This is a genomic window from Caldicellulosiruptor changbaiensis, assembly GCF_003999255.1.
GTDB lineage: Bacteria > Bacillota > Thermoanaerobacteria > Caldicellulosiruptorales > Caldicellulosiruptoraceae > Caldicellulosiruptor > Caldicellulosiruptor changbaiensis.
The window spans coordinates 149,701-162,799 of sequence record NZ_CP034791.1; the positions used below are offsets into that span (position 1 = coordinate 149,701).

Annotated in this window: 11 protein-coding genes and 1 pseudogene; 8 read left to right on the plus strand and 4 right to left on the minus strand. The window is 31.5% G+C overall.

Going from position 1 to position 13,099, the window contains the following annotated elements:
* The first annotated feature begins 117 nt into the window (after positions 1 to 117).
* The 5 genes from ELD05_RS00660 (at position 118) to ELD05_RS00680 (ending at position 5,906) form a co-directional block, all read left to right on the plus strand.
* Positions 118 to 1,056 (plus strand): transposase, encoded by a 939-nt coding sequence (locus ELD05_RS00660; RefSeq protein WP_127350937.1) that lies wholly within the window; start codon positions 118 to 120, stop codon positions 1,054 to 1,056.
* Positions 1,040 to 2,125 (plus strand): S41 family peptidase, encoded by a 1,086-nt coding sequence (locus ELD05_RS00665; RefSeq protein WP_127350938.1) that lies wholly within the window; start codon positions 1,040 to 1,042, stop codon positions 2,123 to 2,125. The genes ELD05_RS00660 and ELD05_RS00665 overlap by 17 nt, the downstream gene beginning before the upstream one ends.
* Before the next feature lie 268 nt (positions 2,126 to 2,393).
* On the plus strand, positions 2,394 to 3,239 hold the full coding sequence (locus tag ELD05_RS00670; protein ID WP_013431640.1) for an ABC transporter ATP-binding protein: 846 nt from the start codon (positions 2,394 to 2,396) through the stop codon (positions 3,237 to 3,239).
* Positions 3,240 to 3,254: 15 nt separating this feature from the next.
* Positions 3,255 to 3,878, plus strand: coding sequence for an ABC-2 transporter permease (locus ELD05_RS00675; protein ID WP_013431641.1), 624 nt, complete (start codon positions 3,255 to 3,257; stop codon positions 3,876 to 3,878).
* Between the two features lie 192 nt (positions 3,879 to 4,070).
* Positions 4,071 to 5,906 carry a glycoside hydrolase family 15 protein gene (locus tag ELD05_RS00680; RefSeq protein WP_127350940.1) on the plus strand — a complete coding sequence of 612 codons (1,836 nt, stop codon included), beginning with the start codon at positions 4,071 to 4,073 and terminating at the stop codon, positions 5,904 to 5,906.
* Positions 5,907 to 5,971: 65 nt separating this feature from the next.
* Here the strand turns inward: ELD05_RS00680 and ELD05_RS00685 are convergent, their stop codons facing one another.
* Positions 5,972 to 6,571 carry a hypothetical protein gene (locus ELD05_RS00685; protein WP_127350941.1) on the minus strand — a complete coding sequence of 200 codons (600 nt, stop codon included), beginning with the start codon at positions 6,569 to 6,571 and terminating at the stop codon, positions 5,972 to 5,974.
* Positions 6,572 to 6,805: 234 nt separating this feature from the next.
* Here ELD05_RS00685 and ELD05_RS00690 point away from each other — a divergent pair, with 234 nt between their 5' ends.
* On the plus strand, positions 6,806 to 7,750 hold the full coding sequence (locus ELD05_RS00690; protein ID WP_127350942.1) for a transposase: 945 nt from the start codon (positions 6,806 to 6,808) through the stop codon (positions 7,748 to 7,750).
* A 580-nt stretch (positions 7,751 to 8,330) separates the two neighbouring features.
* Here ELD05_RS00690 and ELD05_RS13930 read toward each other — a convergent pair.
* Genes ELD05_RS13930 through ELD05_RS00705 form a run of 3 tightly spaced genes read right to left on the minus strand, consistent with a single transcriptional unit; the run spans position 8,331 to position 9,420 of the window.
* Complete coding sequence (locus tag ELD05_RS13930) at positions 8,331 to 8,492, minus strand: hypothetical protein (RefSeq protein ID WP_164742555.1); 162 nt, start codon at positions 8,490 to 8,492, stop codon at positions 8,331 to 8,333.
* A 27-nt stretch (positions 8,493 to 8,519) separates the two neighbouring features.
* A complete protein-coding gene (locus ELD05_RS00700; RefSeq protein WP_127350944.1) occupies positions 8,520 to 9,068 on the minus strand; it encodes a hypothetical protein in 549 nt (182 codons plus the stop codon).
* Positions 9,058 to 9,420: a hypothetical protein gene (locus ELD05_RS00705; RefSeq protein ID WP_013431240.1), complete on the minus strand. Its 363-nt coding sequence runs from the start codon at positions 9,418 to 9,420 to the stop codon at positions 9,058 to 9,060. The genes ELD05_RS00700 and ELD05_RS00705 overlap by 11 nt, the downstream gene beginning before the upstream one ends.
* 304 nt (positions 9,421 to 9,724) lie before the next feature.
* Here ELD05_RS00705 and ELD05_RS14835 point away from each other — a divergent pair.
* Positions 9,725 to 10,918: pseudogene (locus ELD05_RS14835) on the plus strand (glycosyltransferase family 4 protein).
* Between the two features lie 39 nt (positions 10,919 to 10,957).
* Positions 10,958 to 13,090 carry a sugar phosphate nucleotidyltransferase gene (locus ELD05_RS00715; protein WP_127350945.1) on the plus strand — a complete coding sequence of 711 codons (2,133 nt, stop codon included), beginning with the start codon at positions 10,958 to 10,960 and terminating at the stop codon, positions 13,088 to 13,090.
* Positions 13,091 to 13,099: the final 9 nt, after the last annotated feature.

Here is a 13,099-nt window from a genome sequence, read left to right on the forward strand (position 1 = left end):
TGAATAAAAGAAATAACCATATAAAGTAAACATAGTAACAAATGAAAAAAACCCCTTGTGTTATAATTTAATTTAAGAGAAAACCACAACAAAACACAAGGGGGAAAAGATATACTCATGAATATTAAAGCACAAAATAAGAAATTTTTAAAGCTACTTTTTGTAGTGAAAAAGGTTACTGAAGCTCTGACAAGGAGAATAAAGCACAATAGAAGAGGACGCCCAAGGAAATTTAATTTGTTTCAAATAATAGCTTGTCTGGTTTACAAAGTTAAGAAGGGGATAAAGAGTTTCAGAGAATTAGAATATCGAATAAATCAAGACACAGAGTTTAAGCAAGTAGTAGGTATAGAAGAAAGTCCGGACTATTCATATTTTGCGAAGTTGTCAAGAAAAATAGAAAAAGAATACATGCAAGATATAAAAGACATATTAATAGCTAAGATAGAACCTGATATGAGTATAGCGATAGTAGATTCTACACCTTTGAGAAGTGCCAAAAATGATTCAGAAGCAAAAATAGGTATACATATTACAATAGGATTTTACAGGGGATACAAATTACATCTTTTGTGTACAGGTAAAGAAGAAGTAATACCACTTTTCTGGATTTTAACAGGGGCAAATGAACATGACTCAAGACAAGAAGAGCTTTTATATAGGGCATGGGGCTTTGGCTGTGAGATTGTATTAGCAGATGCGGGATACGATTGTAGCAGATGGTTTAATATAGCAAATGAGCTTAAGGTTAAATTTGTTGCTGGGATAAACAAAAGAAACATGAAAGATAAAAACAATGTTAAGAATGTTTTTAGAAGAAATAACATAAGATTTTTAGAAACTGAAGAGGGCAAAAAGCTATACAAGCATAGAACAAAGATTGAAAGACTATTTAGTAAATTAAAAGGTGAATATAATCTTGAGAATGTAAGGCTCAGGAGGTTTAAGAATTATAAAAGGTATATTGATTGGATACTAATTACTTTTTTGTTTGAGCAACTTCTCAGAAAAGTAGAAGGTAAGAAGTTTTCTTTCGCATATGAATGGAATCAATAACTTTTGCTCATTTTATGTATTATTGGTAATAATTTTTATTCAACAACCTAATTTAATTAATGAAATGTTGTTGGAATTGGGTGACCCTCATACAAAATTAAAAAAGACTTTTCAGAATTATTTTTTTTCACCTCTGAGAATATATTATCTTGATAACTCATTTTATATAGTTGACAATTTAATGAAGGACTCTAAAATCAAAAAGGGGATGAAGTTAGTAAGAATTAATGAAATTCCTATAGAACAATATGTCGAAAAAGAGCAAAAAAGGTTACGGTATAAATCAATAAGTGCCGTAATTATAGAAATATTGGAAAATTTATCATTTAGCAATAAAAAGAAATGTTTTAAGATTACATGTATAGATGACGGTAAAGAAATAACAGAGATTGTAGATTTTATAGAAATGAGTGAAATGAGAAAATTTTATGATTTTAAAACTAATGAATTTCTTTTAACTTCGAAAGTAAGCAAGAAGATAGATAACACTTTATATTATAAAGTATTTAGTTTCATGAGCAAAAACATTACTAAAATATTTTTAGAGACTATATTTGGTATAACTAATTGTCAGAATTTAATTGTTGATGTTCGAGATAATATTGGTGGTATAGTTGAAGAGGCTAAGAACTTTGCTGCACTATTTTTAGAGAATTCTAAAATTATTGGGTATGAAAGAGAGGGTAAAGAGAAAAAGGTAACTCCAATTATTATTAATCCATCTAAATACAATATTGTAAATAAATTCAAGAATATTATATTTTTATGTAATAACTTTACAGGAAGTTCAGCAGAATATATACTTTTAAATGCTGTAAAAGAAACCTGTGAGAAAATTACCATTATTGGAACAGAAACTGCAGGTATGCCGCACAGCGCGAATATTTTTACGTTAGATACGACCCATAAATTACAGATTACTACAAAAGAATATATGGATATTAACGGTAATACAATGGCAGAAAAAGGAATAAAACCTGATATAATAGTTGTTAATGATGTCAAATATATAACTGAAGGAAAGGACAAGCAGTTAGAAGCTGCGTTACAAATATGTAAATCAACATAACAAGTGTAAGAAAAGGAGCATGAAAGATTATGGAAAATAGAAAAATTAAATATATTTTAAAATTCTCATTACTATTTGTGATATATGTTAATTGCACAATTCTTATCAAGAACTTACTAATTTTAAAATTAAAAAAGACATATGATTACTATTTGCATAATTTTAAACTTATTTTATTGCAAACTGTTATATTTTTTATTATTGGCTGTATGGTAGCTATAAAAAGTTTGTGTGTGAAAAATAAAAAAATCTCAAGGGGCGAAAAGAAATGAATGAATATATACTTATAGTAGAAAATTTAACCAAGATTTATGACAAATTTCAATTAAAAAATGTTAGTTTTAAATTGAAAAGAGGTCAAATAATGGGTTTTATTGGCCCAAATGGAGCAGGGAAGAGTACAACTATTAAATCAATAATGGGTATTATTCCATTTGATAGTGGGAATATATTAATAGACGGTAAAGATTTTCAAAAAAATGAAATAGAAATAAAAAAGGTTATAGGTTATGTCGGTGAGCATTTAGATTTTTATGAACACGTAAAATTAAAAAAAATATATAGATTTATTCGTGCTTTTTATAAGGATTGGAACGAAGATTTGTTTAGAAATTTAATTAATCGATTTGGCTTAGATTTAGAAAAAAAAATGAAAGAATTATCAAAAGGAATGGTTGTAAAATTTTCTTTAGCATTAGCACTAGCACATTTTCCAAAACTACTTATTTTAGATGAACCTACATCTGGTTTAGATCCAATTGTCAGAAATGATATACTTGATATTTTAAAGGAATATGCCAAAAACAATTGTTCAATATTATTTTCTTCACATATAACGGAGGATATTATTAAAATTGCTGATGAAGTAACCTATATAAACAACGGAGAAATTAAACTTATCGAAAATAAAAAAGTTATTCTTAATTATTATTTTAAAGTAAATATATCAGCAATAAATAGATTGAAAAACTGCAAAGTAATATTTAAGAATGAAAATGAAGCTATTATATATGTAGATAGTTACACATTAAAACAGCTTGATTTACTACCTGAGAAAGAAAGTTTTACAAAGATAAGTTTGGATGAATTATTAAATTTTATAGTGAAATTATAGGTTGAGGTGAATCATATGATACAACTGATAAAAAAAGATATATGTTTCAATATCAGACAAGTTATATTTGGATTATTAGCTTCAATTTTCTTTGCTTCAATAATATTTGATAGTGAAAGGTTTAGTATTATGGCAATATTAATGGTGCCTTCGTTACTTTTTTCATTTTTAGTAGGGAAAATGTGTTATATGGAAGATAGAAGAAGCGTATATAATCTGCTTAAATCATTACCCATTTCTAAAAAATATATTGTGATCAGTAAATATATAGAGAGTTATCTAACCATTATCTTGGGTTGTGTTATATTAGAAATTTTTAATATTATTGCAGCATACTTCAAAAAACCTCAGTATCCTTTATTATCTAATATTTCTTTGATAATATTGAGTGCAATAATAATTTATAACTCATTTTATCTATTTTTAAATTTTAAGTATAATTACAGTCAAGCACAAAAAACAATATATATAATAATTATTTTGTATTTTTCAAGTTTATACATTTATAAGTATACACATCAATATATGCAACAAATGTTTACAGAAACCCAAATAGGTTTAATATCAATTGGTGTTTCAATAACTTTTAGTATTTTTCTGTGCCTTAAAAGTATTAAAGCGTTTCAAAATAAGGAATAAAAGATGTAACAGGAAGAATCCTCTCTGGTGCTACAATATAAACTTTGCCGGAGGGGATTTTTTATTTTTGGTACAGAAGAGGAAAATTAAAATTAGTAAAATTGCTGAATGCACAACAAATCAGATATTTGATATAATATGATTACTGCAAATGTTTGCGCAAAAATTTAAATATAAGAAAGAGGGATCATATTGAGAAAGCCGCACGTGATAGAAGCTATAATTGGGAATACAAAGGTTTTAGGGCAGCTTGATTCAAATGGCATATTGCAAAGGTTTTATTGGCCTGCAGTAGATTATTATCAGCAGGTGAAACTCTTTTTGGCAGCGGTTTTTTTGGATGGGCTTGTATTTTTCGAAGATGAAAATTTCAAGATAAAAAGTGGATTTGTGGATGACTTTGCGTACTTTTTTGAATATAAAATTGCAGACAAAACAATTTTTCAGCTTGACTTTGTTGACTTTGAAACAGATAGCTTGGTTCGTTTATGGGAAACTGGCTTCGAAGACTTCTATGTCTTTTTAGAACCTATGATAAATTCTTCAAGCCTTTTTAATGCTGCAAAGGTTGATAAGAAAAATGAAATAATCTATGCATATTTTAAAGGAACTTATATTGGTCTTGCTTTTGAAAACAAAATAGAAAGCTTTACAGTAAAAAACGGAATTAGTGATGCAAACGATAATCAATTGGAAGGTTGGAGTGAGGCAACAAACCCTCAAATTGCTGTAAAACTCAAAAATACAGGGAGGGTTGTATGTTTTCTTGCTTTTGGGAACTCGAAAGATGAGGTCTATCATAAGCTCTCTTATTTAAAGCAAAAGGGATATGACGATATTTACAGTCAAACCAAAGCCTTTTGGGAAAAGAAATTTTCAAAAGTAAAGCTTGTTTGCACAGAAGACACCAAAGACATAGAACTTCAGAAAAGAAGTGCCTATGTATTTTATACTCTGCAAAATTCCAAAACAGGTGGAATTTTAGCTGCATCTGAGGTTGACGAGAAGTTTTACCATTGTGGCGGGTATGGTTTTGTGTGGGGAAGAGACGCTGCGTTTATAGTATCTGCAATGGATGCGCTTGGACTCTCAAAGGAGGTTGAAAAGTTTTTTGAATTTAAATTTTCTTGTCAGGAAAAAGAAGGTTTTTGGGATCAGAGATACTATACAGACGGTACTTTGGCACCAAGCTGGGGAGTTCAGATTGATGAGACAGCTTCTGTTGTATGGGGCTTTTTAGAACATTGCGAGAAGAAAAATTCTCTTCATTTGATTGATTTGTATAAAGATAAGCTCAAAAAAGCACTGCTGTTTTTGATAGCTCTGGTAGACAGTACAAAAGGAGTTGTGTGCAGAAGCTTTGACCTGTGGGAAGAAAGAGAAGGTATTCATCTTTACTCAAATGCAAGCATATATGCAGCGCTAAAGAAAGCCAAAAAATATTTTCCTGAGTTTGAAAGTGAAATTGAAAAGAAATTAAAAGCAATAAAAAATCAGATGGCAACAAGATTTTACAGTCCCAAACTTTCCCGGTATGTAAGGTCAACAGATGTTAGAATTTCAAGAGAGGAATTTTTAAAACTTCCAGAAGAGAACAGGTACATGCAAAAAGATGAGAGATATGAGATAACCTATTATTTCAAAAAGCAAGATGAAGTTGTTGACATTTCAATGCTTGGCATTTATTATCCTTTTGAAATGGTAGATAGCAGCGATAAGGCTTTCAAAGCAACCATTTTGGCTATTGAAAGGGAGTGTCAAAATTCAATTGTCGGGGGCTACAAGAGATACTCTGATGACAGATACATTGGTGGAAATCCATGGATACTGACAACACTCTGGCTTGCAATTTACTACAAAAAAACAGGGCAGATTGACAGGGCAGAAAAACTTTTTGAGTGGGCAAAAGCGCACAGTTTGCCAAACGGACTTTTTCCAGAGCAGGTTGACAGAATAACAGGAAAGCCTGCCTGGGTTGTACCTTTAGCATGGTCTCATGCAATGTATGTGCTGTATCTTTATGAATAAATTAATGATAAAAATAAAGACCAGCTTGTTTGTTCTTAAACACAGCTGGTCTTTTAGTTTTATTATTACACAGGATTATAAGGTAAATATTTCTCCAATCTCTTTTTTAAAGGTTGATATTTAAAGGTTGTTTTTCCAATTATTTCGCCATCAATAAATTTTATTTCCACATCGTATATTGCTTCTTCTAGTTGAGAAAAGTCAAGAATGATATGTTCTGCATATTTTATAAAGTAATTATTAGTTTTTTCTCCTGGTGGAATATTAGCTAAGGAAAAATAACATTTTTCAGAATTCTTTTTTATCTCAATAATAATTGGACATGTATCGATGGGGTTAATTAGTTCAATATATATTACAAACTTTTTATCATTGCCAAAAAGAACATAGGTTTCATGCAATAATTTTAAAAACCCATCTTCAGTTTTGAACGTTTCCAAACCAATTTTTACTTTTTCTATTTTCAACTCTTCTTTTAATCTTTTTAGTTTTTTAGTGGTTGTAGAAAATATTAATTGTTCATTACACACAATAATAAAAGGTTCATTTTCTTTTAAGAAAGTTGAAATATTGATGAAATCACTGTTTCTCTTACATTCAATGACATTGTTTTCTGTTATGATTTTTATTTCTTGAAATGTATCTAAAGGAAGGTAAAGATTCATTAACGTTTACCTCGCACTTTATAATTATTTCAAAATAGTCTTTATACTAAATAGTTACTATTCTGGAATCTATTCTATAATTTCTTTTATTTTAATAACAAGTTTAGTATTTCAGAGGTTGTTGAATAAAAGAAATAACCATATAGAGTAAACATAGTAACAAAAGAAAAAAGCCCCCTTGTGTTATAATTTTAATTTAAGAGAAAACCACAACAAAACACAAGGGGGAAAAAGATGACTAAGAATATTAAAGCACAAAATAAGAAATTTTTAAAGCTGCTTTTTGTAATAAAAAAGGTTACTGAAGTTTTATCGAGGAAGATAAAGCAAAATAGAAGGGGACGACCGAGGAAATTTAATCTGTTTCAGATAATAGCTTGTTTGGTTTATAAAGTTAAAAAGGGGATAAAGAGTTTCAGAGAATTAGAATATCGAATAAATCAAGACACAGAGTTTAAGCAAGTAGTAGGTATAGAAGAAAGTCCGGACTATTCATATTTTGCAAAGTTGTCAAGAAAAATAGAAAAAGAATACATGCAAGATATAAAAGACATATTAATAGCTAAGATAGAACCTGATATGAGTATAGCGATAGTAGACTCTACGCCGCTGAGAAGTGCCAAAAATGATTCAGAAGCAAAAATAGGTATACATATTACAATAGGATTTTTCAGGGGATACAAATTACATCTTTTGTGTACAGGTAAAGAAGAAGTAATACCACTTTTCTGGATTTTAACAGGGGCAAATGAACATGACTCAAGACAAGAAGAGCTTTTGTATAGGGCATGGGGCTTTGGCTGTGAGATTGTATTAGCAGATGCGGGATACGATTGTAGCAGATGGTTTAATATAGCAAATGAGCTTAAAGTTAAATTTGTTGCTGGGATAAACAAAAGAAACATGAAAAATAAAAACAATGTTAGCAATAGTTTTAGAAGCAAGAACATAAGATTTTTAGAAACTGAAGAGGGTAAAAAGCTATACAAGCAGAGAACAAAGATTGAAAGACTATTTAGCAAATTAAAAGGTGAATATAATCTTGAGAATGTGAGGCTCAAGGGATTTAGAAATTATAAAAGGTATATTGATTGGATACTAATTACTTTTCTATTTGAGCAACTTCTTAGAAAGTTAGAAGGTAAGAAGTTTTCTTTCGCTTATGAATGGAATCAATAACTTTTGTTTATTTTATGTATTGTTGGTAATATTTTTTATTCAACAACCTAAACAAGTTTAGTATTTCAAAGAAAACAATACCTAGAATACATACTGCAATATACAAACCAATACCTTCTAAAGATGGAGCAAATATTACCAAGAGTATTATTGCCGCAAGTATAAAGAAGACCACTATTTTACTAAAATTCTTATATTTATAAAATTTAACTTTTTCTAAATGAAAAAAGCGAATAGTAAAAAGTGAAAACAAAAATTCAAATATTATTAACATTACAAGAAGTTTTAGTGAAGATATTATCCTAAGCAGAAGTATACCAATATTAAACACACAAGAAAAAGTGATAAAAAATACCGCAGGTTTTATTAAAATTTTCTTTGAGTAACCATTTAGATTTTGTTCTATTGACAAATCTAATATGCTATCAACTACTACTCCAACTACTATAAAAAGTTGTGCAATTCTATTTGCTACATTTCCTTTTAAGATTGGTGAGTTTCTATTGAGGTAAAAAAAATCAATGCTAAGAGTGATAAAATAATTCCACTGAGTGCCCAATTCAAAAAATGATGTTTGGTTTTATTTGCCATATTCATTCCAACCTCGGACAAATCCTTTTACAAAAGATATACCAGTTGTAAAATATTCTCCATATTCAAATATTTTAATTATCTCTTTTGCAAAAGCACTTGCAGCACTGGACAAACTATCTTGTTCTACTCCTCTTAAACATATATCCATTTTTCATTATATTAAATCAAAAAAGATTTATCTTAATGTAAAATTTAATACCTCAAAAAGTATTGTAACAAAAACAAAAATTAATAAATATCTATACATACCTTCTATTTCAGGGAATATTATTCCCAAGAAAATTCCTAACAAGAGAGCAGATAATATAATAATTTTTGTATAATTTTTGTAATTCTTAAATTTAAGAATATATAAGTAATTAGAACGCAGAACAGAATATGTGAAAAAAATTTCGAGCAAGATAAAAGCTCCCAAGTCTTTTATGCTTGGTATTATTTTTAAAACTAAAAGACCAATGTTTAGGGGTAGAAAAAAGAAAACTAAAAATAACAGAAAGTTATTTAATAAAATTCTAAGATGTACTTTGTTAGAATTTTCAATACATTTAGCATCAATTATTGCACCGACTACTATTCCAACTACAATCAACAATTGAATAATTCTGTTTAAAGGATTTTCTTTAAAGTAAGAAGAGTCTTTTAAGTAGTAAACAGCATAAACGAGCAGTGTAGAAGTAATGCATCCAGCTACGATCCAACTAAAATAACTTTTTTTATTTTCCATACTCTCTCCAACCTCTAACGAAACCTTCTCCAAATGACCAACCTATTGATATCCATCCGACAATTCCAGGTGATTTAATTACTCCTTTTGCAAAACCACTTACAGCTCCAGACATGCCAGCTTGTCCTATTCCTCTTAATGTATATCCATTTTTCATTACAGCATTAAATTCTCTGATTTGTTTGTAGCCACTAATACCGCCTTTAATGCCATTTTCCAAACCTGAAGCTATTGCTGTTCTTTCTATATCATTTATGATTTCTTTGACGCCTTCTTTCACACCATTTAAAACTCTTCCGCCAAACTCTTTTAATTCCTGTATTGGATTTGTTCTCGTAGCATATACCTGCATTCTACATAACCCCTCCTCTAATGTGGTATTTTAGAGATTAAACCGATATTTTCAATATAGCAAAAAAAAAAAAAAAACAACATCAATAATGACAAAGTTTAAATAAAATGTTTGTGTAAATTGCATAATTTTTTGAAGACTAGTCCCAAGTAAAAAATTTATGAACTTAAAGTATTAGAATTTGGAGAAAATAATATTAGACAAAGGAATTAAAATTATAGAAACATTTTTGTTATAACTTTGCACAAAGTGGTATAAATTATATAAACCCAAAAAGTAAAACTGTCAGAAAGGAGATGAATGGTTGCGGATACTGCAGCTTACATGGGAATACCCGCCAAGGATTGTTGGTGGCATCTCAAGGGTAGTAAGAAGCATCTCACAAAAGCTCTCCAAGGACGATAATGTGTACGTTATTACCCTCTCAGAAGACTATGAAAGAACAGAAGACTATGGAAATCTCAAAATTTTAAGATGTCCAGTCTATCCTTTGAACTCTTTAAACTTTGTTGACTGGGTTATGATAATGAACATGGCACTTGCTGAAAAGGCTATATATATTGCACAAAGGGAAGGCAGATTTGATATAATCCATGCGCATGACTGGCTTGTAGCATTCGCTGCGCGGATGGTAAAACATGCTCTTTGAATTCCATTGGTTGCAACAATTCACGCAACAGAACATGGTCGCAACGGCGGGATATACACAGATACGCAGAGGTTTATTAACAATGTTGAATGGTGGCTCACATTTGAGGCGTGGAAGGTAATTGTCAACTCTGAGTTTATGAAGAATGAGTGTGAAAGGATATTTGCCTTGACTCCTGACAAGTGTATTGTCATTCCCAATGGAATAGATTTTGAAGAGTTTGCAGAAGCGCCATTTGATTGGGATTTTAGAAGAAAATATGCACTTGACAGTGAAAAGATAATCTTTTTCATTGGAAGACATGTCTACGAAAAGGGGATTCACATCTTGATAGAAGCCTTCAAAAAAGTACTTGACAATTTTTTTGATGCAAAGCTCATAATTGCTGGCAGTGGTCCAATGACAGGTGAGCTTTACACTAAAGCCCACTTCTTAGGACTTTCACATAAAGTACTGTTCACAGGATTTATCACAGATGAAGAAAGAAAAAAACTTTTCAAAGTTGCTGACATTGCTGTTTTTCCAAGCCTTTACGAGCCTTTTGGGATAGTTGCTTTGGAGGCAACGGCATCAGGCTGTGTACCGGTTGTGTCTGACATTGGTGGGTTTTCTGAGATTGTAAAGCATCTTCACAATGGACTTACTTTTTACTGCGCAAATCCAAACTCACTTGCCGACATGATTTTACTTCTCTTAAAAGATGACCTTCTTCGTCAAAAACTTTCAAGACAGGCACAAAGTGATGCAAAAGAGATTTATTCATGGGACAAAATTGTAAAAAGACTAAAGAATGTATACGAAATGATTGTCACAGAAGCAAAGAGGATGGAGTGGTTTTCAGTACGTTAGAGGAAAATTTTAAATCAAAAGGAGGAGGTCTAAAAAAGTATGAAAGGCATTATAATGGCAGGTGGGTCTGGGACAAGGCTCAGACCTTTGACGGTGTCGCTTCCAAAACCGATGATACCTTTTTTCGGCAGACCAGTTATGGAGTATGCGGTAAAGCTTCTTAAAGCCCATGGAATTTTTGATATTGCAACCACCCTTCAGTATCATCCTGACAAGATAATCAACTATTTTGAGGATGGGCAAAAGTGGGGGGTTCATATCAAACACTTTGTTGAAGACAGACCTCTTGGCACAGCAGGTTCTGTCAAGAATGCAAAAGGGTTTTTAGATGAGACTTTTGTTGTCTTGAGCGGGGATGGAATTACAAATGCAGACCTCACAAGCGCTATAAAGTTTCATAAGCAGAAGGGCAGCAAGGTCACAATTGTATTAAAAGAGGTTGAAATACCAATAGAGTATGGTATTGTTCTTACAGACGAGGAAGGAAGGATTCAAAGGTTTTTTGAGAAGCCTTCCTGGAGTGAGGTCTTTTCAAACCTTGCAAACACAGGGATATATATAATTGAACCAGAGATACTCGACTTTATAGAAGATGGCAAACCATTTGATTTTAGCAAGGATTTGTTCCCAAAACTTTTGAAAGAAAAAGTACCCATGTTTGGGTTTAAGATGGACGGGTACTGGTGTGACATTGGTGATGTGGGAAGCTACATCAAAGCTCACAGGGATGTGTTCAGGCTGGGTGGAATACTTGACCTTGATCTGAAAAGTCCCAAAATTTCTAAGGACTCCAACATTTCACCAAACGCAAAGATAAGCCAAAGTGTGTTTATTGGAAGTGAGTGTGAGATAGAAGACGATGTTGAAATAGGCGAGTTTTGTGTAATTGGTGATGGTGTAAAGATTGCAAAAGGAACTAAGCTGGAAAGGGCTATACTTTGGAGCGGCAGTTTCATAGGCAAAAACTGTGAGCTAAAAAGCTGTATCATCTGCAGCAAATCCATTTTGAAAGACTATGTAAGAGTGTCTGAAAAGGCAGTTGTGGGTGAAAACAACCTTTTGAAAGATTTTGTCGAGGTCAAGTCAGAAGCCAAAATCTGGCCTGAAAAAACAATTGAATCTGGCACAGTGATAGATGAAAACATCTACTGGGGAACAGAGGTTATAAAGAGCGTATTTTGGGTTCGTGGAATTACAGGTGATTTTAATCAGGAGATAACACCCCAGTTTGCTATAAAACTTGGAAATTCTATCGGTTCTGTCTTTGACAAAAACGCAAGGATTTTAATTGGCGATGATTATACAGAAAAGAGCAGTGTCATTAGAAAAGCAATTGAGACAGGATGCCAGATAACTGGTGCAAGACTTTACAGGACAAGAGGAGTAATACTTCCAATTTTCAGATACATTGTCAAGGACTATTACGACGCTGGCATATATGTGCGCTCAAGAGGGAATAGCATAAGGATTGAGATATTTGACCAAAACGGTATGAACATTGACAAGTCGCTTGAGAGAAAAATTGAAAACTTGTTTGTTACGTGCGATTTTAGGACCTCTTCAAACATCAATTTTGTAAATGAACTTGTCTCATCACCGCTTGAGATGTACTTTTCAAGGCTTGAAGAGACGTTCGAAACTTCTGCGTTCAAAGGTTTGAAAGTTTGTATAGTCTCAGAAGACAAATCTATAATTTCACTTTTTGATAAGATTTCTGAGCGATATAGCTTAAAGATCACCTTAATTAGCGGTGGTTCAAAACAGTGCATAGAAAACCTTAAAAATTTGTGTGTACAAAATGAGTATGATGTAGGGTTCTTGGTTGACAGGCAAGGAGAACATTTTATCATGATGGTAGGAGACTGCACAGTATACGGGGAAAAGCTCAAAATGCTCCTTGCATGGCTTGAGATGAAAAAGTTCAAAAATGACCATATGATTTTGCCAGAGTTCTTCAAGGCGTTTATAAGCGATGTGGACAGGCTTTTGGATGTCCCTGTAAGATATACTGGAAATGAGATTAGAGATTATATGAAGGTGGTTTTAGAAGAAGGTATTGACTACTTTTTCTACTATGACGCAGTGTCATCAGTAATGCTCATATTGGAAAAACTTGCTGAGGTAAAAGATTTGATAGATAAAGTGAAAAAATTAGAGGAAATTCATGTATGAAAATATTTA

Bases quoted from the DNA above. Each gene is read 5' to 3' on its own strand.
- ELD05_RS00705 (WP_013431240.1), bottom strand. From the start codon at position 9,420: ATGCAGGTATATGCTACGAGAACAAATCCAATACAGGAATTAAAAGAG.
- ELD05_RS13930 (WP_164742555.1), bottom strand. From the start codon at position 8,492: ATGGATATATGTTTAAGAGGAGTAGAACAAGATAGTTTGTCCAGTGCT.
- ELD05_RS00690 (WP_127350942.1), top strand. From the start codon at position 6,806: ATGACTAAGAATATTAAAGCACAAAATAAGAAATTTTTAAAGCTGCTT.
- ELD05_RS00670 (WP_013431640.1), top strand. From the start codon at position 2,394: ATGAATGAATATATACTTATAGTAGAAAATTTAACCAAGATTTATGAC.
- ELD05_RS00715 (WP_127350945.1), top strand. From the start codon at position 10,958: ATGAAAGGCATTATAATGGCAGGTGGGTCTGGGACAAGGCTCAGACCT.
- ELD05_RS00685 (WP_127350941.1), bottom strand. From the start codon at position 6,571: ATGAATCTTTACCTTCCTTTAGATACATTTCAAGAAATAAAAATCATA.
- ELD05_RS00700 (WP_127350944.1), bottom strand. From the start codon at position 9,068: ATGGAAAATAAAAAAAGTTATTTTAGTTGGATCGTAGCTGGATGCATT.
- ELD05_RS00660 (WP_127350937.1), top strand. From the start codon at position 118: ATGAATATTAAAGCACAAAATAAGAAATTTTTAAAGCTACTTTTTGTA.
- ELD05_RS00675 (WP_013431641.1), top strand. From the start codon at position 3,255: ATGATACAACTGATAAAAAAAGATATATGTTTCAATATCAGACAAGTT.
- ELD05_RS00665 (WP_127350938.1), top strand. From the start codon at position 1,040: ATGAATGGAATCAATAACTTTTGCTCATTTTATGTATTATTGGTAATA.